The sequence below is a fragment of the Zobellia russellii genome (assembly GCF_044597075.1).
GTDB classification, from domain to species: domain Bacteria; phylum Bacteroidota; class Bacteroidia; order Flavobacteriales; family Flavobacteriaceae; genus Zobellia; species Zobellia russellii.
This window is the reverse complement of record NZ_CP139000.1, coordinates 4098787-4121711: the sequence shown is the minus strand read 5'-3', so window position 1 is coordinate 4121711 and position 22925 is coordinate 4098787. Positions and strand designations below refer to the sequence as shown.

The 22925-nt window shown below is 39.9% G+C and carries 16 protein-coding genes; 8 read left to right on the top strand and 8 right to left on the bottom strand.

Annotation, left to right across the window (positions count from 1 at the left end):
• Positions 1-19 precede the first annotated feature (19 nt).
• The 4 genes from SJY45_RS16805 to murC all read right to left on the bottom strand — a co-directional run bounded on the left by SJY45_RS16805 (position 20) and on the right by murC (position 4242).
• The gene (locus SJY45_RS16805; protein WP_400072219.1) at positions 20-709 is read right to left on the bottom strand and encodes a YjjG family noncanonical pyrimidine nucleotidase; all 690 of its coding nucleotides are present in this window, start codon (positions 707-709) and stop codon (positions 20-22) included.
• Positions 702-1949, bottom strand: a complete 1248-nt coding sequence (locus SJY45_RS16800; RefSeq protein WP_400072218.1) for a polysaccharide deacetylase family protein — start codon at positions 1947-1949, stop codon at positions 702-704. The genes SJY45_RS16805 and SJY45_RS16800 overlap by 8 nt, the downstream gene beginning before the upstream one ends.
• A gap of 125 nt (positions 1950-2074) precedes the next feature.
• Positions 2075-2773 (bottom strand): DNA repair protein RadC, encoded by a 699-nt coding sequence (gene radC, locus SJY45_RS16795; protein WP_289038929.1) that lies wholly within the window; start codon positions 2771-2773, stop codon positions 2075-2077.
• A gap of 110 nt (positions 2774-2883) precedes the next feature.
• A complete protein-coding gene (murC, locus tag SJY45_RS16790) occupies positions 2884-4242 on the bottom strand; it encodes a UDP-N-acetylmuramate--L-alanine ligase (RefSeq protein WP_215438426.1) in 1359 nt (452 codons plus the stop codon).
• A 275-nt stretch (positions 4243-4517) separates the two neighbouring features.
• On the opposite strand from murC, the gene SJY45_RS16785 reads away from it, so the two are divergent.
• From SJY45_RS16785 to SJY45_RS16755, 7 genes are all read left to right on the top strand, one after another.
• Positions 4518-6431 carry a hypothetical protein gene (locus SJY45_RS16785; protein WP_400072216.1) on the top strand — a complete coding sequence of 638 codons (1914 nt, stop codon included), beginning with the start codon at positions 4518-4520 and terminating at the stop codon, positions 6429-6431.
• Positions 6418-7386, top strand: coding sequence for a gliding motility-associated C-terminal domain-containing protein (locus tag SJY45_RS16780; RefSeq protein ID WP_400072214.1), 969 nt, complete (start codon positions 6418-6420; stop codon positions 7384-7386). The genes SJY45_RS16785 and SJY45_RS16780 overlap by 14 nt, the downstream gene beginning before the upstream one ends.
• A gap of 3 nt (positions 7387-7389) precedes the next feature.
• Positions 7390-8328 (top strand): type IX secretion system membrane protein PorP/SprF, encoded by a 939-nt coding sequence (locus SJY45_RS16775; RefSeq protein ID WP_400072212.1) that lies wholly within the window; start codon positions 7390-7392, stop codon positions 8326-8328.
• A 2-nt stretch (positions 8329-8330) separates the two neighbouring features.
• Positions 8331-10475 carry an OmpA family protein gene (locus SJY45_RS16770; protein WP_400072210.1) on the top strand — a complete coding sequence of 715 codons (2145 nt, stop codon included), beginning with the start codon at positions 8331-8333 and terminating at the stop codon, positions 10473-10475.
• A gap of 147 nt (positions 10476-10622) precedes the next feature.
• Positions 10623-10934, top strand: a complete 312-nt coding sequence (locus SJY45_RS16765; RefSeq protein WP_215438430.1) for a cupin domain-containing protein — start codon at positions 10623-10625, stop codon at positions 10932-10934.
• A 35-nt stretch (positions 10935-10969) separates the two neighbouring features.
• A complete protein-coding gene (locus SJY45_RS16760; RefSeq protein ID WP_400072208.1) occupies positions 10970-11755 on the top strand; it encodes an SDR family oxidoreductase in 786 nt (261 codons plus the stop codon).
• A 319-nt stretch (positions 11756-12074) separates the two neighbouring features.
• Complete coding sequence (locus SJY45_RS16755; protein WP_400072206.1) at positions 12075-18128, top strand: alpha-2-macroglobulin family protein; 6054 nt, start codon at positions 12075-12077, stop codon at positions 18126-18128.
• Positions 18129-18147: 19 nt separating this feature from the next.
• On the opposite strand, the gene SJY45_RS16750 is transcribed toward SJY45_RS16755, so the two are convergent.
• From SJY45_RS16750 to SJY45_RS16735, 4 genes are all read right to left on the bottom strand, one after another.
• Positions 18148-18513, bottom strand: a complete 366-nt coding sequence (locus SJY45_RS16750) for a hypothetical protein (RefSeq protein WP_289061610.1) — start codon at positions 18511-18513, stop codon at positions 18148-18150.
• A gap of 208 nt (positions 18514-18721) precedes the next feature.
• Positions 18722-19240, bottom strand: coding sequence for a DUF4136 domain-containing protein (locus SJY45_RS16745; RefSeq protein WP_215912912.1), 519 nt, complete (start codon positions 19238-19240; stop codon positions 18722-18724).
• A 103-nt stretch (positions 19241-19343) separates the two neighbouring features.
• Positions 19344-20345 (bottom strand): GTPase ObgE, encoded by a 1002-nt coding sequence (obgE, locus tag SJY45_RS16740; protein WP_289061827.1) that lies wholly within the window; start codon positions 20343-20345, stop codon positions 19344-19346.
• A gap of 187 nt (positions 20346-20532) precedes the next feature.
• Complete coding sequence (locus tag SJY45_RS16735; RefSeq protein ID WP_215438435.1) at positions 20533-21639, bottom strand: adenylate kinase; 1107 nt, start codon at positions 21637-21639, stop codon at positions 20533-20535.
• Between the two features lie 110 nt (positions 21640-21749).
• Between SJY45_RS16735 and SJY45_RS16730 the strand changes: the two genes are divergently transcribed.
• Positions 21750-22922: a 5-(carboxyamino)imidazole ribonucleotide synthase gene (locus tag SJY45_RS16730; protein ID WP_400072203.1), complete on the top strand. Its 1173-nt coding sequence runs from the start codon at positions 21750-21752 to the stop codon at positions 22920-22922.
• Positions 22923-22925 lie beyond the last annotated feature (3 nt).

The window sequence follows — 22925 nt, the reverse complement described above, 5'->3', positions numbered from 1 at the left end:
TGGCGTTACCTATATAACTCTATAAATAGATTTTTATTTCGTGTAAATCCTCAATGATTTCACAAAAATCGTGTTTTGGTTCTTGATGTGCATTAAAGTGCAGGGCATGGTAGCCTGCATCCTGCGCTCCCAAAATATCTGCTTCTAGATTATCTCCGATCATTAAGGAAGTCTCGGGCCTTGTTTTTGCCCTTTCCAAAGCCAGATTAAAAATAATAGGGTCCGGTTTCTTAACACCTGCCATTTCAGAATCAATAATCTGGTCAAAATATGCATGAATGTTAGAGTTTCTTAGTTTTCTTCCTTGAACTTCCTGAAACCCATTGGTGATGATATGAAGTTTATATTTGGGTTTTAAATAATCCAGAATGGAAATGGTATTGGGAAACAAGTGATTAAAGGATGATAAATGGACAATATACTCTTCCGATAATCTATTGATGGTTTCATCCGAAACCCCATACTTTAAATCATCAAAAACCGATTTTAAACGTTGATACCTTAGCGCTTCCTTAGTTATTCTCCCTTCCCTATACAGTTTCCAAAAAGCAAAATTAGCCGGAATGTATACTTCTAAAAAATCGGGCAGAGCAACTTCTATATGGTTTTCCTTAAAAATTTTACCAAAGGTAAGAGCGGAGTTTTTTTCAAAATCCCAGAGGGTGTGGTCTAAATCAAAAAAAACATCTGTAATTATATCCTTAAACATGGCACTGTTGTAATACGGTTTCGTAAAATTTCTTCCAATCCATTTTTTCTTCACCACCTAAAAGTTCATTGGAAAAAACCGAGACAAACTCTCCGTTAACGGCCCTTACCTCATCACAAATTATACGTACTTGATTCAGAATACCGTCATCACTTGTATAATTAGAAAAGGCATAATCATGAAAGGCGAACGAATGAATTCTAATAGGCTGTTGCACCTCTAGGTTAATATCATAAAAGTAAAAAGGGGTACACGTACTGGCACGAAAACCAATTTCATGTGTGTAGCCCATGGTGTAATCATCTACGAACTCTGCTTCCACCAAATTTCTATAGGTATGAGGAAGGTCTACCCTATTGTACCGCAAACGCGAAGCATTTATAGGCTTGTTGATAACACCCGTTAATTTTTTCTTTTCCTTTTTTAAAAGGTCTATCTCATTAAACGAGCTGTAAGACGCGGCCAGAGCTACCTTACTATAATCTGCGATGGATTTTATAAGAAATCGAAATTTATTATTATCCGGGGAAACGTTTTTATCAAAAGTAGAATAATCTGCAAACTGAAAAAAGAATATATCCTTTACCCCATATTTTTTATGAAGGCCTACCAAGAATGAAAAATTATCATAGGGATCCTCATGGGCATTGAACCACACTCTTACACGCTGTGCTACTCTTTTGAATTTTAAAGAACCTAGATCATAGAAAAACCCGGCAATACTCCGCACCACACCCCTATAAGCGAAACAATGTGACGTTGTAACATCTATGGCCGAAACGTAACGGTACTTCTTAGGTTTGTATTCTAAATCGGGAAACTTAAGCTTCAGTTCTTCCAGCAATCGGTACGCCCAAATATCAACTACGGGAGACCTTAAAAATTTGTGTTTATAAGCCAAGCTATCCTTAACGGGAAACCTCTCGTGTATATCCTTTACATGAGGCAAATACTCTTCATACCTACTCAACAAATAAAAACTGGCAGAAAATATATCAAAAGGCAGATTACTACGCTCCCCTGCTTTAAAAAAGCACGGAACACCATCCCAATCGCTAACGGATATCTGAAGATCGTTTATACCTTGCTCAAAAAGAAGGTCATTACTCCTAACAAAAAACTCGTTCTGCAAAGGCTGCTTGGTATACGTAATCTTTGCTCCCGAGTGTTTTATAAAATCCTCTACTTTAGTGGTAAATGAAACCTCAATACCCAATATGCGCGTAAAGACCTGTTTCATGGTGTACCTGAAACGCGACGTAATCTTATGGGTATAAATAAGTAACATAACCTGCTAATGATTCAATTTTTGTTCTCTAATCTGGCATGTACTTTTGAGTGTCCGCTATACATTAGACTACAAATTTACAGAATACCTTCATCAGCAAAACTATAATAATCCTTTTGGGTAATTATCAAATGATCCAAAACTTTTATATCCAATGCCGCAGCGGCCCTTTTTAGTTTCTGCGTTACCTTACGGTCCTCCTCACTTGGCCTTAGCGTTCCGGAAGGATGATTGTGCGACAAGATTAAGCCAACGGCACCTTGCTCCAGTGCCTGACGCATTACAATCCGCACGTCAACCAAAGTTCCCGTTAAGCCACCTTTACTCAATTGGGCACGGTGCAATACCTTATTGGCGTTACTTAGGTAAAGAATCCAAAATTCTTCATGTTGTAGCTCTCCAATCTGTGGTTGCAACAAATCAAAAACATCCTTGCTGCTATTAATCTTACTGATTTTCTGCGCTTCCTCACCACGTCTTCTCCTCCCTACTTCCAAAGCAGCCGCTATGCTTACTGCTTTAGCCTCTCCAATGCCCTTAAAAGCCATGAGTTGTTTGATGGAAAGTTTACCTAATTCGTTAAGGTTATTGTTTACGGAAGCAAGAATCCTTTTTGCTAGTTCAACTGCACTTTCGTTTCTGCTTCCCGAGCCAATGAGAATTGCGATTAATTCGGCATCGGATAATACCGACCTTCCTTTATGGACTAGTTTCTCTCGTGGTTTATCATCGTCCGACCAATTTTTAATCGAAAACGAGGTTGGTTTTTCATGCATGATATAAATATAGCAAACTCTTAATTTTAAAGAGTTCAATCACCGATGAAATAAACAAACCACTCGCCAAGAGCACTTTGCTTCCAAACCTTACCCATTGACCCCAAATACTATGCGGGGAACTTTTCTTTTAATTTAACAAGATCTAGTCCTCCGTAATTTCCCGAGCTCATTAATAGTAAAACAGAGTTGTCATAATTCTGGTTGAAAACAAAGTCCTTAAAACTTTCCGCATTGGTAAAAATATTAAGATCCTTACGTTCAAATGCTTCTGAAATTTGTTCGGGCGTAACCTCTTTTAATTTTTTGATTGCCACGGACTCCGGCAAGTAGAAAATGACCGCTTCATCTGCAGCATCCAATGCTCCTTTGTACTCTTTCAAAAATTCAGGATTAAAACTGCTGTACGTATGCAATTCCAAACAAGCAATTAATTTGCGGTTAGCGTACTGTTCTTTTACGGCTTTGGTAGTTGCAGCCACTTTACTGGGCGAATGCGCAAAATCTTTATAGGCTACGGAAGTTTTTCCTTCTGCAATTTTTTCCAAACGTTTGGATGCTCCGGAGAACGTTGCAATAGCTTCATAGAAATCGTCTTCATCTACTCCCATGTTTTGGCATATCCACTTAGCACCGGCCAAATTGCTCAGATTATGCTTCCCAAAAACTTCAATAGGCATGGGTCCTTCTGGGGTTTCCAAAAGAGTGGTACCATCTTCAATGCTATACTCCGGGGTGGTGTACGGTAATTTTCTAATGGCATTTTCCGATGCTTCAACCACCTTTTTAACTTCTATATCCTCTTCATTATAAGTAATACTACCTCCTTTAACTATGCTGTCCACAAAAATCTGGAACTGCTCCACATAATTATCAAACGTTGGAAAAACATTAATATGATCCCAAGCTATCCCACTCAATAAGGCAATATTAGGTTTATACAGGTGAAATTTTGGTCTTCTATCTATAGGCGAAGAAAGATATTCGTCTCCTTCCAAAATCATGAAATCGTTATCATCCGTTAAATGCACCATGCGCTCAAAACCTTCCAACTGTGCACCCACCATAAAATCCACCTCCCTATCGTGATAGTTCAGCACGTGAAGAATCATGGAAGTTATCGTAGTTTTTCCGTGGCTTCCACCAATTACTACTCGCGTTTTATCTTTGGCATGTTCATACAGAAACTCTGGGTACGAATATATTTTCAAACCCAACTCTTGAGCCTTTAACAATTCAGGATTATCTTCCTTTGCGTGCATTCCAAGAATTACAGCATCTAAGTTTTCAATTATTTTTTCAGGATACCAGCCAAAACTTTCAGGAAGCAGTCCTTGTGCCTCCAATCGAGATTTGGAAGGTTCAAAAATTACATCGTCACTTCCTGTTACGACATCTCCTTTGTGTGCTAAGGCCAAAGCTAAATTGTGCATGGCACTACCACCAATTGCAATAAAATGAATCTGCATAAACGCTGTATTTATGGCAAATATAGGCATTGATTTGCCGAAAAAAAACATCTAAACCTGCTACAATTAATAGATTAAAAAATCCGATGAAGATTCAAAAACACCGACAAAATGCACACTTTTCACCACTCCTTTCTACGTATTTAATAAGATTCACCCTTCAAATAAGAGCTTTGACAACATTTATTCCCAAAGGGCTCATCGGCAAACTACATTTGTCTTGGAGCAATATGTATTCTGCCCCCTAACAATACAAAATGACCAACCAGACTTACATGAGAACCATTCTGCAATTGGCTCTGTCCTTTTGCTTGTTTCTCTTTTCCGTAAATGCAACGGCACAATGTGCAGGTACAGACAATACCGTAACCGTATGTACAAAAGATGCCGATGAGGCCAATAAGACGTTTGACCTATTTGCAGAACTAGGTGGAGCCCCAACTCTTGGAGGCACGTGGTCTACCAATGACCCGGCCAACTATTACGCCCTTGATCGGAACACGGGCATTGTTAATCTTTGGGAAGTAAAAAACTCAGGGTTTCATGAATTTACCTACACCAATGACTGTAGCGGCACTACCGAAACCGCAATAATAACCATAATTCTGGGAGGATATCCTGGCGAAGACAATATAGATGGTTCCGCAGATGCCTGTGGTGATGATCCAAGAGTTAACCTCCACAGTTTTATAGGAGACGAAACAGAAGGCAAATTTCAAGATTTTAATGGTACTTGGGATGCGGTTACACCGGCTGCCGCACCACATTTATCAACAAACTTTTTTGATGCGGAATCTGCTGGAACGGGAATTTATGAATTTACACACACCGTGCCTGCCGTAGGTTCTTGTCCCAGTAGAGAAGTAACCTTACTGCTTGAAGTACAGAGACCTGCCAATTCCGGAATTGGCTCCAATTTAGTTGTATGTACTACAGATGACTTATCTACTTATACCAATTTTGACCTTAACAGTCTATTGGAAGACGAAGACATAAACGGTACTTGGTCCGAAGGTGCCAATACCGATCAACTAGAGGATCTTACCGATCGATTTATAGACATACAGGCCATCCGTGATCGGCATATGTATGGCTCATTTACATTTCGATATACGGTTTATCCTTCTCATGCCGTTTGTGACATCCATACCACAGATGTAGAGGTAATAATCCTGCCCGTTTTACAAGGCACTATGGAATCGCCAAATTACTGCTCGGGCGCTTTAAAATATAGAATAGACATCACAGATTATAATGATATTTTAATCGCCGATGGCACTTATAACATTTCCTATTTGCTGACTTCTGCCAGCGGAACAGAAACAGGTGGGGACCAACTGGTACTTAACCCCGATAGAACCGGTTTCTTTGAGATTGATGCGAACCTCATCACTTTAAATGAGAATACAACTTTAACCATTACCTCATTAGGAGAAAGTGTTTGCCCTACTATTGAAGTTGACCCTATTTCCTTAGTAATCAGCGACCCCAACGTATCTGTAACGGATACCTGTGAAAACGAAGACTTATCTGTTTCTTTGAGTTCAATTTTTGACCCTTCGTTCTCACCTGCCAACGGAACTTATGATGTTAGCTACACAATTACTTCTCCCAGTGGAACAGAAACCGTACATATTGCAAATGACGTGACTTTTAATTCAGGCAATGCCAACTTAGTGATACCTGCCGCTCAAATTACAGAAGCTGGCGAGCATAGTTTTAATTTTGAAGTAGACAATAGTTTTCCTTTAGATTGTGAAATTACGGGCACCGCCACAATTACAGCCACTCCAGAAGCCATAGATTTAAATCTTGCAGTAGACAATTCTTGCAACGCTACCAGTATTGATGTTCTTGTTAACGCACCTACTTTAGACGATGGGGCCTACATAGTTACTTACGAAGTAGTCTCCCAAGAAACCAATACTGTTTTGATTGATAATACCATCAATTTTACCGGAGGAACGGCAGATTATCAAATTGATGTAGCTACACTTTCTCAAGGAAACTATACGGTTACCGTAAAAAGCACTCAAAATGATACCACCCCTTGTAGAACGATATTCGATTTTGAGGTGAATGAAAATTTCGCCATTGAAGGCATCCCCGCTTTACCGGAAGCCGAAGCCGTACAAACCATTCTGTCTTGCCGCTTTCCCATCATCCGTACCTACATTGCAGGATATTGAGGTAACTGCGAACGGCCAGATTATGTTTTACGATACGGCTACGGATATGGATATTCTCCCGTTAGAAACCGAACTTGTAGATGGCGAGGATTATTTTATCTCCAATATAGACCCCAACAATAATTGCGAAGGATCGGACAGAGTTCAGGTTACGGTCATTCTTTCCGATCCCGAAATGCCCATGTTATTTGTTGGAAATCCCGCTTTTTGCGGATCAGAAAGCCCAACGGTTGATAATTTAAATATGAGCGTTGCCAGCAGCAATTCCATTGTTTGGTATGAAACTGAAACTGGTGGTACGGTCCTGGATAATACCACCGCCCTTGTTGACGGAAAAAGTTATTATGCTGCTACTGAAGTAGACGATAAATGTCAAAGCTCTATCCGCACAGAAGTTATCCCAACCATTTATGAACTTGAGCCGGCCACATTGGCATTTTCCACCTTGGCCCTTTGCGGGTTGGACAATCCCACAATAGCAGACTTACGGGATGCTGAGAGCAGTTCTTCTTATGTTGTGCTTTGGTACGATACTCCGGAAAATGGAATTCCTTTGGAAGAAGATGTGCTATTGGTCTCCGAAACCACTTATTATGCGGAAAGCTTTAACCCGGACACCGGCTGTATGAACCCTGACCGGATGGCCATTACCGTAGACCTTACCAACTGTGAACCTGAAGCCTATGATTTTTTCATTCCTGACGGATTCTCACCCAACGGAGATGGTAGGAACGACTCCTTCTTTGTTCCTAATATAGAGGTCATCTTTCCAGATTTCACCTTGGAAATCCTAAATAGATACGGAACCAGCTTGTTTAAAGGAGACCGCAAAAACCCTGCTTGGTACGGAAATAACGGAAGCAGTACCGCGCCCAACGGTGTGTACTTCTATATCATAGACTTTAATAAAGAAGGTCATAACCCTGTACAAGGCAGATTGTACCTCAACCGCTAGACCATGAAAGAAATAAAACGCTATTTTATTTTCCTGATGTTGGTATGTGCTGCGGCCCATGGACAACAAGACCCCCAGTACACACAGTACATGTACAATATGAGCGTCGTTAATCCGGCGTACACGACCAATGAGCTGGGAATGCTCAATTTTGGGGCACTATACCGTTCCCAATGGAAAAATGCGGTTGGAAGCCCTACAACGCTCACTTTTTTTGCTCATGCCCCCATGAGCGATAAAATTGAAATGGGAATCTCTTTTATTACCGATAATATTGGTGATGGCGCTTTAAAGGAAAATAATATCTATGCAGACTTTGCCTATATTCTGAAGTTAGATGACAAAAGCAATATTTCATTAGGCCTTAAAGGAGGCTTTACCACTTTTGAGACCAACTTTAACGGTTTTAGACTTCCTGAATTTCAAGATGACCCTGCTTTTAACGAAAACTTGAACAGTACTTTTCCCAATATTGGTGTGGGTGCCTTTTACCACAGGCAGAATTTTTATGCAGGTGTTTCCGCACCAAATCTTTTAACCTCAAAACATCTAGAAAATAAAGATGGCATCAACCGTATTGGTTCGGAGAAAATTCACCTTTTTCTCACATCTGGTTATGTGTATGAATTGAGTCCGGATATAAAATTGAAACCTTCGGCACTTGCCAAAATGGTACAGGGTGCCCCTTTAACCGTAGATGTCTCGCTTAATGCCCTTTTCTTAAATCGGTTTGAAGGCGGACTATCCTATCGTCTGGAAGATTCCGTTAGTGCCATGTTCAATATAGCCGCAACACCAGCGTTGCGTATAGGTTATGCTTATGATTATACATTATCCAATCTAAGTACCTACAGTTCTGGTTCACATGAAATTTTTGTTCTATTTAATCTCGATTTACTGGGCCTCGGCAAAGGATACGACAAATCCCCTAGATTCTACTAAACATGAAAAAGATACTCTTCATATGGTTTATTCTGGGTCTAACCTTACCGACCTATGGCCAACAGGAATTAAAGCGTGCAGATACTTACTTTGAACGGGCGTATTACAGTGATGCTATTCCGTTATACGAGCAGTTATTACCCCGAAACAAGAGCTCAAAACTTATAAAAAACCTAGCCGACAGTTATTACCACACTTTTGTTATGAAAGCTGCCGCCCGTTGGTACGGATATCTTATTTCCAACTACGGTAGCAACGTAGACGAGAGCTATCATTTTAAATTGAACCAGTCTTTAAAGGCGATTGGTGAATACGAAAAAGCTAAAAATGTCCTCGTTGATTTTTATACCGAGCAAGCACAAAACGATAAGACCACCCAAATTGAAAACAACTACACCTATATTGAAAACGTAGGTGCTATTGGGGAACGTTTTAATATTGAAAATCTCAATATTAACACCACCACATCAGAATTTGGCGCGGCACGCATAGATTCTAATTTAGTGTACAGCGCTTCCAGAAAGCGGTCTTCCGGATTACCTAAATTGTACCGATGGAACAATGAAAATTATCTGGATCTTTACACCCACCCGATTAAAGAGATTAGGGCAGGAGACAGCTTAAGTACTCCATTAAGCTCTGTTATCAACTCCAAGATGCACGAGGGTACTTTTGCCATTACCAAAGACCGAAAAACCATTTATTTTACCCGAAACAGTAAAAAGAAAACGGAAGAAGATAAAATCAGTAACCTAAAAATCTATCGTGCGGATTTTGTAGATGGCGAATGGAAAAACATCATCACGCTTCCTTTTAACAGTGATGATTTTTCAACGGAACACCCCGCATTAAGTCCGGATGAAACCAAACTTTATTTTTCATCCGACCGTGAAGGTGGTTTTGGGTCTTTTGACCTCTATTCGGTAACCATTCAAAAAGACGGATTCTTTGGTACTCCGGTAAACTTGGGAAAGACCATCAACACGGATAAAAAAGAACAATTTCCTTTTCTGGACAACCAAGGCAACCTTTATTTTGCCTCAAACGGTCATCCCGGTTTTGGACTTTTAGATGTTTTTATTTCAAAGGAAAACAACGGAGACTTTGGGAAACCGAACAACCTTGGTTTGCCGGTAAACAGCGGTTATGATGATTTTTCATTATCACTGGACTCTAACGGCAATACGGGATATTTTTCATCTAATCGTCCTGGCGGAAAAGGTAGTGATGACATCTATTCCTTTGCTGAAACCAAGCCCCTACTTATAGAAGGTTGCAAACAGTTTCTTGCCGGAATCCTAACGGACAAAACCACCCGAATTCCATTGCCTAACGCAACAATAGAACTTTTGGACGCTAACGGCAACCGCCTTGAAATGATAACCACCTCAACCGATGCTTCCTTTAAATTTCAAATTGAATGTAGCCAAGAATATCTTATAAAAGCAAGAAAAGAAGGCTATGAGGATAATTCCAAGTCCGTAGTTTCAGATACGGAAAGAAATGCCATAAAAGACGGTTCCTTAACCTTGTTCTCGGTAGCGGAAAGAGAAGCCCAAAAGGCAAAAGAACTTTTAGCTAAAAAAGAAGAAGCCGAAAAATTGGCCTTAGTCCAAGAAGCCAAAAGAAAAGAGCGGGAAAAGGCTACCGAAATTGAACGCATTCAAAAAGAAAAAGAAGTGGCCCTACAAGAAAAGGCTACACAAGAGAAAGAAGAAATAGAGCGTTTAAAGAAAATTGAAACTGCGATAGCTAAAGAGGATGCCATTGTTAAAGAAAATGAGCGCATCATTATCAAAACCGAAGAAATTCACTTTGATTATAGTCTTTGGTACGTAAGACGCGAAGCCAGGGAACGTTTGTCAAAAGTAGTTGCTATAATGAAAAACAACCCTGGAATGGTGATTGAAATTGGCACCCATACTGATATTAGAGGTAACTCCGAATACAACCGAAACCTATCGCAAAAACGCGCCGACTCCGCCAAAGAGTTCATGGTGAAAAACGGTATTGAAGAAAAACGCATTATCGCTAAAGGGTACGGAGAATCTCAACCCATCGTAAAGTGTGAGACCGAAGAAAGCTGCTCCGAAGAGGACCATGAGTGGAACAGGAGATGCGAATTGGTAGTCGTAAAATGGGAATAGCTGCCATACAATGATCAGACAAAGAAATTAGAATTCACTTAAACGATAATTACCCATCCTAAACTTTGCCCCGAATACCTAAATAGGGTTCGGGGCTTTTCATTTCTGTTGCTATTCTTTTTATCTTCGTTAAAGAAATTATGGTTTATGAATTTATCCACTATCCCATCAAAAGAAATTATGCCGGGTTACCACGGTAAACTGGTACATTCCGAAAATATGTCCATTGCTTTTTGGACCGTTGAAGAAGGTGCCGTAGTACCCGAACACTCGCACATGAACGAGCAAATTATGCACGTACAAGAAGGCCGTTTTGAGTTTACGCTTGATGGCAATACAAAAATCTATGAAGCCAATGACATTGTAATTATACCTCCCCATAGTCCGCATAGTGGCAAGGCACTTACACCGTGCAAACTTATTGATGTTTTTAGTCCGGCAAGAGAGGAATACAAATAGAAAATAAAAGTACAAACACCCATAAATCGTATCTTATGAACATCACTTTAAAAGGCAAAAAAGCATTGGTTGGCGGTAGCTCAGGCGGAATAGGAAAAGCAATAGCACAACAATTGGCCGAAAGTGGAGCAAGTGTAACGCTAATGTCCCGCAGTGAAGAAAAGTTACAGAAAATTGTGAGCAACCTGCCTACAGATCAAGACCAAGTACATAATTATCTGGTCGTGGACTTTTCAGATTTCCATAGCTATCGTGAAACGATTTACAATTACTTTCAAACGAACAGTGTAGATATTCTAGTCAACAATACGCAAGGTCCTTCGGCCGGTAGTGCCCTGGAAAAACAGACTTCCGATTATCAAGAAGCTTTTGATTTATTGTTTAAGACCGTTTCGTATACCACGGAATTGGCCCTGGAACACATGAAAACCAATAAGTGGGGAAGAATTATCAATGTAGCTTCGGTTTCCGTAAAAGAACCTTTGTCCTATTTGGCACTGTCAAATACAATCAGGGCAGCCGTTGTAACTTGGGCCAAATCTCTAGCCAATGACGTTGGGCAATATCATATTACCGTAAACAGCATTCTTACGGGTTATTTTGACACGGAGCGTATAGAACAATTAAACGCCAAGAAAGCAGAACAATTAGGTATTTCTGAAGGTGAAGTACTTGCCGACATGGAATCAAGAGTTCCCGTAAAACGCATTGGAGACCCAAAAGAATATGGGTATCTGGCAACCTTTTTGGCGTCTGATCATGCGGCTTACATTACAGGCACTCAAATACCAATAGACGGGGGACTTTTAAAGAGTCTGTAAGCGGATGGTTTATGAGGCTATTATCAATAAAACAATCAGAACAAAGAATAGTACAAATGTAGATTTTAGGGATGAAGCCCAACTATCAATAAAATTATTATCCATCATATAGGTTTTAGTTCATTCAAAAATAGCTTGATGACATAGGCAGGGTGAGCCCTAAAAACATATTATTTATCTCATACGCACCTTAAAAGCTCCTCTTGCAGGCTATTTCCCACAAACTTAAAAACCTATTCCCTAACCGGATGGTAGCGTTCACTCATTTATAGTTTTTATTGGCACCGATTTTGCACAGTTTTGTTCGTAATTTTATACTATGAAAAGATTCTCCCTCATATTCACCGTAATCCTTTTTTCGCAAATGCTAACAGCTCAAAATAACGGAGACTCCTATACATCGCTTTGGGAACAAGTCCAAAAACTAGAGCGCGAAGCATTGACCAAATCTGCTTTAAAGTTGGTTGAAACCATATCGGCAAAAGCTGAGAAAGAAAAAAATTCAGAGCAGATTGTAAAATCATTGTTATTCGTATCCAAATATGCGATGACCTTGGAAGAAGATGCGCAATTGCATATTATTAATCGATTTAAAGAAGAAATAGACAAAGCGGAGACCCCAACAAAAAACGTTCTGGAAAGCTACTTGGCCAATCTATACTGGCAATATTTTCAGCAAAACCGCTATCAATTTTATAACAGGACTGCAACCGAAACCAAGGTAGACAGTGTAGATTTCAGGACTTGGGACCTTACCACTTTGTTTCACGAAATAGATATTCATTTTAAAGCATCTTTAGAAAATGAAAAAGAGCTTCAAAAAACCAACGTAAAGACAGTTGACGAATTATTAAACCAACAAAAAGACTCGGAGAAATTTCGCCCTACTCTATACGACCTGCTCGCACATACGGCGCTTCAATTCTATAAAACCAATGAAAACTCCATTACGCGCCCTGCGGATAAATATGAGATAAACGACCCGGAAACCCTATGTGAGGCGTATCAATTTATTCATCATGACCTAACTACGGACGATGATACTTCGTTGCAGGCCAAAGCGCTAAATGTATATCAAGAATTGATTACGTTTCATTTTGATGAACCAGAGCTAGAACCCTTGGTCATGGCAGATATTGAGCGTTTAAACTTTGTATACCAGAACGCCACTTTTACAAATAAAGAAACCTATTACGAAGAAACTTTAAAGAATTCAGCAGAAAGCCTAAAGCATAGCGAGCTTTCCTCACTTTACAATTACGAGCTTGCCAAGCTCTATCAAAACTTGGGACAAACATTCAATCCTGAAGCTGCCGGAGAAACCCGTTGGAAGCTCAAAGAGGCTTTGGCCCTATGTGATGCGGTTATTGCTCGGTTCCCGGACAGTATGGGAGCGGAAAAATGCAAGTCATTACGTTCGCAGATTGTTGCCCCAAGCATATCTATTATTACCGAACGACAAATTCCAGTAAACAAACCTTCAAAATTACTGGTAAATTATAAGAACTTGACCTCTTTGCAACTAACTGCCTACAGGGTCTACGAGGGACAAATAAAGGAACTGAACCGTCTTTATCCGCAGAAAAAACAACTTGCTTTTATAAAGAAATTAAAGGAAGTAAAAAGTTGGAACGCCCCTCTTAAAAATGAAAAAGACTACCAGCAACATGGTATTGAGGTGTTGCTTCCTTCTTTGGAAAACGGGCAGTACATTATTCTAGCTTCCCCAGAAACCAAAAACAATAATGATTTTGCTTTTAGTGAGATTCAGGTAACGAACATGGCCTTGGTAGAAACCAAGGGTAATCTGGAACAGCGTTACCAAATAATAGACAGAAACTCCGGAGAGCCCATAACAGGTGCCAATTTAACTTTTTCCTATACCAAGAATTACAACAAGCCATACCTAAAACGAAACGAAACAACGGATAGAACAGGGTTCGTTACTATTCCCCTAACCGATGAAAATTGGAACGATGTAACTATTGAAGTTGACCATAAAGGTGAGAAAGCCTTTTTTGGAAACTACTATGTAAACGAAAAGCGAAATCAAACAGACCGCAACACTGTTTCTAATCGTGTTTTTCTATTTACGGACCGAAGCATCTACAGGCCGGGGCAACCGGTTTACTTTAAAGGTATTCTTATGGAGACTGTAGAAGGAAAATCTGAGGTACAGCCAGAGGAAAGTGTATCCGTAACCCTGTATGACGTAAACGGCCAAGAAATAACCGAACTTGAGTTTACGACCAATGAATACGGTTCTTTTAACGGAGAATTTATATTGCCTAATTCCGGTTTAACAGGTGAGTTTTCTATTGAAGCAGATGCGCTATCCGTTAACGCAAATACCACTCAATATTTTTCCGTAGAGGAGTATAAACGCCCAAAATTTGAAACCTCCTTTAAACCTGTAACCGAAACGTATAAAGTAAATGATAGCATAAAGGTAACAGGTGTTGCTACGGCTTACGCCGGAAGTAATATTACTGATGCAAAGGTAAGTTACCGTGTAAAAAGGGCAGTTTATTTTCCCCGTTGGTACTATTGGCGCATGCCGTATTACAACAATTCTCCCCAAGAAATAGCACACGGTGAAACCACAACGGATGCTTCGGGCAATTACAACATTACCTTTAAAGCCATTCCGGACAGCAGTGTGTCAAAAGAAAATCTGCCCACCTTCAGTTATGAAATTACGGCAGATGTAACGGACATTAACGGAGAAACCCATAGCACTACTGCTTTTGTATCCGTAGGCTATCATTCCGTTATAGCTAACGTATCCGTACCTGAGCAATGGGATAAAGATAAAAATGAGGATAAAATACATATTTCTACCTCTAACCTTAACGGACAGCCCATACCAGCTAAGGGAACATTAAAAATGTACAAATTACAGGCGCCTAAACACGTACTCAGAACCCGTGCATGGCCTGCGCCGGATTATAAATACTGGAGCCAAGAAGAATACAACAATCTGTTTCCGCATGAAGCTTATGACAAAGAGGACAAGACAATAAACTGGAAAAAAGGCAAACTGGTTTGGCAGGTAAATTTCGACACCGAAAAATCGAAAGAATTCAGCATTAAAAACCTTAAAAAATGGGCATCGGGCAAATATATAGTTGAACTGGAAACCAAGGATAAATTTGGTCAACTCGTCAAGGAAAAAGCTATAACCGAACTTACGAGTGAAGACGACAAGCAATTACCGGACAACCGTTTGTTCGATATTAAAACGGACAAAGCAGAATATAGCGTTGGAGACAAGGCTGAAGTTACCGTTTACTCCAATTCAGAAGACCTTGTGGTGACCGTATTTGTTGAAAAAGAGCAAAAAATAATTGACACCCGTAAAGTTCACCTGAGTAGAAACTCAAGATCCCTTTCCGTTCCAATAACAGAAGAAGATTTAGGTGGTTTTGCCATCAATTACACGTTTTCAGCCTACAACTCATTTCAATCCGGCACCATGTCCATTTCTGTGCCCTACCCTAATACGAACCTTGAAATTGAAACTTCTACATTTAGGGACAAGCTGCAACCGGGCACGGACGAAACTTGGTCCTTCAAAATAAAAGGACCCGAAGGTGAAAAAACATCGGCAGAACTATTGGCCAGTATGTATGATGCCTCATTAGACACCTTTAGGCCGCATAACTGGAGTTTTAACCCCCTTGCAAAAGGCTCTTATTATTCTACAATTTACGCTAACGCACATACCAGTTATGGAACAAATTCCTTTAGAACATATTTGGAGAACAAGGGCTACAACCATACACCACAAGGCTACGACTCTTTTAATTGGTTCGGGTTGCACTTTGGCTATGCAAACCACTACCGCAGTAGTTTAACGCGAAAAATGTCACGTAGCGAGGCCGCAACTTTAGAAATGATGGCTGATGACGACACAGCTCTGGAAGAAGTTGTTATTACCTCCTCCGAAGCTCCTAAGGAAAGTGAAATGGGTATGAGCAACCCAAGTCCCGAACAAGCAAACCCCAGCGAGAAGGATTCAGAAACGGTTCAAATCCGGAAAAACCTGCAAGAAACTGCTTTTTTCTTTCCTGAATTGAAAACGGATAAAGACGGCACGGTTTCTTTCAGCTTTACTACACCTGAAGCCCTCACCAAATGGAAACTACAGCTGTTGGCACATACCAAATCTTTACAGAGTGCCGTAAAAACCCTTCAAACCGTTACCCAAAAAGAACTAATGGTCATACCCAATGCACCACGTTTTTTAAGAGAAGGCGATGAAATCAATATTAGCACTAAAATTGCCAATCTAACCGATAAAAAATTATCGGGCGAAGCTAAACTAGTTCTTGTGGATGCCCTATCCGGAAAGGACATTTCCGAACAGTTATTTATTGGCAAGGGTCAAAATACGTTCACTGTAGATGCCCTAGGGAACACCCAAGTTTCTTGGCGATTACAAATACCCGAAAATTTACAGGCCGTTCAATACACGGTATTGGCCAAAGCAGAAGGTTTCAGTGATGGGGAACAAAGTGTACTACCCGTATTGACCAACCGCAAGTTGATTACCGAAACCCTACCGTTATGGGTACGGAGCAACCAGAACAAAACTTTTGTCTTGGATAAATTGAAGGACAACACCTCAACTACATTAAAAAATCACAAACTTACTTTAGAGATTACTTCTAACCCTGCGTGGTATGCCGTACAGGCACTCCCCTATCTTATGGAGTACCCTTACGATTGTAACGAACAAACCTTTTCCCGTTATTACGCGAACCGTTTGGCGAGCCATATAGCCAATTCCAACGAAAGAATACGAGCGGTATTTGACCAATGGGCCAATTCTGATGCTTTATTGAGCAACCTTGAAAAGAACCAAGAACTAAAATCACTTTTAATTCAAGAAACCCCTTGGTTACGCGATGCTCAATCCGAAACGGAACAGAAAAAGCGAATTGCGTTGTTGTTCGACCTTAATAAAATGAAGAACGAGGAAATCCGTGCTCTTGATAAATTAAAGAACAATCAGAAATACTCTGGAGCCTGGGCTTGGTTCAATGGTGGGCCGGAAAACCGATACATTACGCAACATATTGTAACGGGCATAGGTCATTTAAAACAGTTGAACGCGTTGCCAGCTTCGTCTGAAAATCAATCTTCCTTAAAAGAGCTAACAGAAAAAGCGATTGCCTATTTAGATGCCGAGTTTATTGAAGAATACGAACAAATGAAAAAGTTCAGTTCTAACTTGAACAATGACCAACTGAGTCAAATGCAGATTCATTATCTATATATGAGAAGCTTCTTTGAGGATGTAAAAACTTCAAAGAAAATTGATAAAATTACCGAATACTACTTAGGCCAAGCAAAAAAATACTGGACCAAGAAAGGCTTGTATGCAAAAGGCATGTTGGCCTTAACCTTGCATAGAGCTAACGAAGTAGCCACTTCAAAAAAGATTTTAAAGTCCTTAAGAGAGAATAGCATTGTTTCAGAAGAGTTGGGCATGTACTGGAAAGAAAATACAGCATCGTGGTATTGGTATCAAGCCCCAATTGAGACACAGGCGCTTCTAATAGAAGCTTTTGGTGAAATAGAAAATGACACAAAGACTATAGACAACCTAAAAGTATGGCTCCTAAAGCACAAACAAACCAACCAATGGTCCACTACCAAGTCAACTGCCGAAGCAGTTTATGCCCTATTATTACAAGGTAGCGATTGGCTTTCGGTTTCCGATGCCGCAAACGTTACCATAGGAGGCCAATCCATTGCTCCGAAAAAATTGAAAAACACTCAAGTTGAAGCCGGAACAGGGTATTTCAAAACCTCATGGAACACTAATGAAATACAACCCAAAATGGCAGAGGTACGTCTAGAGAAAAAAGGAAATGGTATCGCGTGGGGTGCTTTGTATTGGCAGTATTTTGAGGATTTGGATAAAATTACATCTGCAAAAACACCCTTACAACTTAAGAAAAAACTGTTCTTAAAAAAGAATACGGACACCGGTGAAAAAATTTCAGAAATTACCAAAACCACAAACTTAAAAGTGGGCGATTTAGTCCGTGTACGAATAGAACTGCGTTCTGATCGCGATATGGAGTTCATTCACATGAAAGATATGAGAGCGGCCGGTTTTGAACCCGTAAACGTAATTTCCAGATACAAATGGCAAGATGGTCTAGGCTATTACGAAAGCACAAAAGACGCTAGCACTAATTTCTTTTTTGACCATTTACCAAAAGGGGTATATGTTTTTGAATATGACGTTCGTGTGAACAATGCCGGTAACTTCAGTAATGGTATAACCACTATCCAAAGTATGTATGCCCCGGAGTTTTCCAGTCATTCAGAAGGTGTTCGTGTGGAGGTTGGGGATTAAAACCGCGTAGAATAACAACCTACAAGCTTACGGTAGGCCAAAGAAGTTTATAGATAATAACTCCCAAAATAAAACCAGAGCCTAAACCGCAGAGAATAACAACGGCGAACATCTGATTGGAAGATTTTTGAGATAATATATTTACCAAAGAAATGGGCGAACCGTTTTTACGAACCTCAAATTTGTTGATTTTTTCACCGTGAGAGGAATCACGACGTGCAATCCAATATCTGTTTTCCCCAATAGTAAAAGTGTGTTCCGCACGTAGTTTGGTTATTTTTTTGGAAACAGTTCTATCGTTCAAAAGAACTTTTTCCTTTCCAAAGAATGTATTGACCACTTCTATTTTATGATTATCAATATAATACAGTGCACTCTTGGGCATTGGAAAAGACTATTAAGTTTATTGAAGAGATAAATTGCCTTAAGCATTTTTCATCACCTTATTTAGACAATTGGAATGATTAAATACAAAAGGTTATTCGAAAATATGGAATAATAAATTACCTACACAGGAAAGTTTTTAACACTACAAACACAACCATTTAGGCGCTTCTTTTCATAAGAGATGAAGATAAATAGTCCTAATTGAACTATTTGGGCGGATACTTAGAAAAAACCTTTGCCGCTAGAGCATGTAATTTTTCTTCACGTACCTCCGGAGACACATTTTCCTTAAAGTTGCTCAAGCCTTGGCCTTGCCAAAACAGCTCGTCCTTCTTGGCATCAACAAAGTCAAAACGAATTTCTCGTTCCATTTTGGGTTGCCCTACAGGAATACCCACGGAAACACCACCGCCAACGCTGCGACCTGTACCTCCCAAACCAACACCAACCGTGTTGTTCCTTGGCGCTTGAAAAGAGTTACTTTCTATGTTGATAAAAAAATCAGGGTCTTCTGAAAAGCGGATTCCTTTTAACTGCATTTCTTCATTTACGGCATCCAACAAGCGTTTAGCATCAAGCGCACTTAGACCCGTATCCATATCAGGATAATAGTTGTACGTGCTGTAATTGGTAAAGTCCGTGTTTTTGTCATAATCGTAGTTCACACGAATGGTATTGCACGAGGCTAGAAACAAAATAACTAGTATAGTAAGGATACTTCTCATAGTCTCATTTTAAAGGAAACGACCTTTAGCGTAATCAAATCTGTACTCTAGTAAATATAAAGAATATAAATCGGATAAAAACCTGCTGCTCTTACGCTACTGTTTAACTATTCAACATAGTCCAAAGTTTATCTTTCAATTCCGTAATACCCTGCTGTGCAACGGAAGAAATGAACATATACGGCACCTGCTCCAAATCTTTGTCCAATTCCACACTCATTTCTGCCATAAGCTCTTGATCTAGCATATCGCTTTTAGAAATGGCCACCAAACGCTCCTTATCCAACAATTCCGGATTATACCTTCGTAGTTCATCAAGAAGAATTCTGTATTCCTTTCCAATATCTTTACTATCGGCAGGAATCAAAAATAATAGTGTAGCGTTACGCTCAATATGTCTTAAAAAATAGTGCCCTAAACCTTTTCCTTCGGCAGCCCCTTCTATAATCCCGGGAATATCCGCCATAACAAAACTCTGAAAATCGCGATATTCAACAATACCTAAATTGGGTTTAAGGGTCGTAAATTCATAATCGGCAATCTTAGGCTTTGCTGATGTAATTACGGACAGCAATGTAGATTTACCGGCGTTAGGAAAGCCTACAAGACCAACATCTGCCAATACCTTTAATTCAAGAATTACTTCTACTTCTTGTCCGGGAACACCAGGTTGGGCATATCTAGGAGTCTGATTGGTACTGGTCTTAAAATGCCAATTACCTCTACCACCCATTCCGCCTTCCGCTAATATTTTTTCCTCTCCATGCTCGGTTATCTCAAACAATACTTCAGCCGTTTCAGGGTCTTTAACCACTGTTCCAAGAGGTACATCTAAATACACGTCTTCTCCATCAGCACCGGTACTACGGGACTTACTACCGTGTGCTCCATGACCGGATTTAAAATGTTTTTTGAACTTGAAGGTAACAAGCGTCCATAGATTTTGATTGCCACGTAAGATTACATGCCCTCCACGGCCACCATCACCTCCATCAGGACCCCCTTTGGTAATGTATTTCTCCCTGTGCAAATGCACGGAGCCTTTTCCTCCTTTACCAGATTCCGCATAAATCTTAACGTAGTCTACAAAATTGCCCTCGGTCATAAAAATATTGTGATTTACATATTGGACGATAGCCAATATTTCTGTAAAAATACGCATTTCGCATGAAGCATTGCCATGCTATGCATTTAGAAGTTAGCCTCATAAAGCCAAAAGAGAGTTGAAACGGACAAAAACCGAAGTTTATCCCCTTTTCAACTCTCCTTATTCAATGCTGGTTATTTAGCTGTTAAAGCTCTTCTATAACCTTACCCAAACGATGGGTTATCTCGTCTATAGCACCAATACCGTTTACGCTATGGAATTTATTCTGCTCCTCATAAAAATCTTTAAGAGGTGCGGTTTTCTCATTATACTCATCAAAACGGTTACGTATTTTGGACTCGTCTTGGTCATCACTACGGCCACTTACCTTACCGCGTTCCAACAAACGTTGAATCAATACTTCATCATTAGCTTCTAGAGCAATGGTTGCATCTATTTTCATGTCTTTTGTTGCCAAAAAGGTATCCAAAGCTTCCGCTTGGGCAGTTGTTCGCGGAAAACCATCAAAAATGAAACCGCTTGCTTCTGGGTTTTTCTCTACTGCATCCTGTAACATTTTTATAGTTACCTCATCCGGTACTAAATCACCACGATCAATGTATGATTTTGCCAGTTTGCCCAACTCGGTATCATTTTTCATGTTATAACGGAAAAGGTCTCCTGTAGAAATATGTTTCAGGTTGTACTTTTCTTTTAAAAATTCCGCTTGGGTTCCTTTTCCGGCACCCGGTTTCCCGAACAGCACGAGATTGATCATATGTTTTTGGTTTAATTGGTAAACTTCCCTAAGGTTACGTCCAAGTTCATTGTAATCCAGACCGTAACCCACAATAAATTTATCGGGTATATCTATACCCACATAATCAATGGTGTACTCACCATTGTATACTTCAGATTTATAAAAAAGACTGGCAATCCTAAATTCCTTTACGTTTGCCTTTGAAAAAAGATGCACTAATTTTTTAAGGGTGCGCCCTGTATCTATAATATCTTCCAGAATAATAACACTGCGCCCCTCAATATTTTCGGAGACATCCAAAAGTGTTTCTACAATACCTGTAGAGGTCAAGCCCTGATAAGAGCTAAGTTTTACAAAAGAAACTTCGCAAGGATGTTGGTATTCCTTTAAAAAATCCGAAATAAACATGAATGCCCCATTAAGTACCCCCACAAAAATGGGCGTCTCGTCCTTATAATCGGCTGCAACTTCATCGGCCACTTTTTTAACGGCAGCCTTTATTTGCGCTTCGCTCAAGAACGGTTTAAAATGTTTATCGTGTAGCTTTATCACATCGCATTTTTAAAGAACGGCTAATATAACACTTTGATTTTGCTTTTTTAAGTACACACCTTGCGTTTTAAGAATTCGATGTATTTTTGCATCAGTTATAAATCAATTGCATGTCTACAGAAAATTCATCGGAGTACTTTTCATCACCTTTTAAACTGGGAATCCTAGGCGGTGGCCAACTTGGAAAAATGCTACTTTACGAAACCCGAAAATTTGACATCCATACCGTAGTTATGGACGCTTCGGAGGAAGCACCCTCAAAAATAGCGTGCAACGAATTTATTCTGGGAGACCTTATGGATTTTGATGCCGTCTACAATTTTGGGAAACAGGTAGATGTACTCACCATTGAAATTGAAAACGTAAATGTTTCTGCACTTGAAAAATTGGAGAAAGAAGGGTTAAAGGTTTTTCCTCCAACCAAAGCCCTTAGGATTATTCAAAATAAAGCGAAACAGAAGCTTTTTTATGTGGATAACAACATACCCACAGCTGATTTTCAAAGATTCGCCTATAAAAGTGAGATTGAAGATAGTGTCATAAATGGCGGTCTAAACTTTCCCTTTATCTGGAAAGCGGCCCAATTTGGGTATGATGGCCAAGGTGTAAAGGTAGTTCGCAAGATTGAAGATTTAGACAGTTTACCGGCCAGCGAATGTATTGCCGAAAAGATGATCGACTTTAAAAACGAACTTGCAGTTATTGTAAGCCGAAGCGCAAGTGGCAAAGTAAAAACCTACCCAGTGGTAGAAATGGAATTTCATCCGGAAGCCAACCAGGTAGAATATGTTATCTGTCCCGCCCGAATTAATGAAACGGTAGCTAACAAAGCGCAAGAAATCGCATTAAAGGTTTCTGAAAAAATACAGCATGTAGGTCTTTTGGCCGTTGAACTATTTCAGACCAAAGATGATGAAGTCATAGTCAATGAAGTTGCTCCCAGACCCCATAATAGCGGTCATTATAGCATTGAAGCCAGCTACACCAACCAGTTTGAGCAGCATATACGGGCCATTTTGGATTTGCCCTTAGGTGATACCAAAAGTAAAGTGGCCGGTATAATGGTGAATTTAGTGGGCGCCGAAGGCTACACTGGTGAGGTGGTGTACAAAAATATGTCCGAAATTCTAGGAATGGAGGGAGTAACTCCTCATATTTACGGCAAGAAACAAACCCGCCCCTTTAGAAAAATGGGACATGTAACCATAGTAAATGAATCAATTTCCGAGGCGCGTAAAATTGCGCAGCAAGTAAAGGAAACCATTAAAGTTATAAGCAAATAGCCA

What these genes read in the sequence shown, in the direction of transcription:
- SJY45_RS16805 (WP_400072219.1), bottom strand. Translation starts at nt 709, where the DNA reads ATGTTTAAGGATATAATTACAGATGTTTTTTTTGATTTAGACCACACC.
- SJY45_RS16800 (WP_400072218.1), bottom strand. Translation starts at nt 1,949, where the DNA reads ATGAAACAGGTCTTTACGCGCATATTGGGTATTGAGGTTTCATTTACC.
- radC (WP_289038929.1), bottom strand. Translation starts at nt 2,773, where the DNA reads ATGCATGAAAAACCAACCTCGTTTTCGATTAAAAATTGGTCGGACGAT.
- murC (WP_215438426.1), bottom strand. Translation starts at nt 4,242, where the DNA reads ATGCAGATTCATTTTATTGCAATTGGTGGTAGTGCCATGCACAATTTA.
- SJY45_RS16785 (WP_400072216.1), top strand. Translation starts at nt 4,518, where the DNA reads ATGAGAACCATTCTGCAATTGGCTCTGTCCTTTTGCTTGTTTCTCTTT.
- SJY45_RS16775 (WP_400072212.1), top strand. Translation starts at nt 7,390, where the DNA reads ATGAAAGAAATAAAACGCTATTTTATTTTCCTGATGTTGGTATGTGCT.
- SJY45_RS16770 (WP_400072210.1), top strand. Translation starts at nt 8,331, where the DNA reads ATGAAAAAGATACTCTTCATATGGTTTATTCTGGGTCTAACCTTACCG.
- SJY45_RS16765 (WP_215438430.1), top strand. Translation starts at nt 10,623, where the DNA reads ATGAATTTATCCACTATCCCATCAAAAGAAATTATGCCGGGTTACCAC.
- SJY45_RS16760 (WP_400072208.1), top strand. Translation starts at nt 10,970, where the DNA reads ATGAACATCACTTTAAAAGGCAAAAAAGCATTGGTTGGCGGTAGCTCA.
- SJY45_RS16755 (WP_400072206.1), top strand. Translation starts at nt 12,075, where the DNA reads ATGAAAAGATTCTCCCTCATATTCACCGTAATCCTTTTTTCGCAAATG.
- SJY45_RS16750 (WP_289061610.1), bottom strand. Translation starts at nt 18,513, where the DNA reads ATGCCCAAGAGTGCACTGTATTATATTGATAATCATAAAATAGAAGTG.
- SJY45_RS16745 (WP_215912912.1), bottom strand. Translation starts at nt 19,240, where the DNA reads ATGAGAAGTATCCTTACTATACTAGTTATTTTGTTTCTAGCCTCGTGC.
- obgE (WP_289061827.1), bottom strand. Translation starts at nt 20,345, where the DNA reads ATGACCGAGGGCAATTTTGTAGACTACGTTAAGATTTATGCGGAATCT.
- SJY45_RS16730 (WP_400072203.1), top strand. Translation starts at nt 21,750, where the DNA reads ATGTCTACAGAAAATTCATCGGAGTACTTTTCATCACCTTTTAAACTG.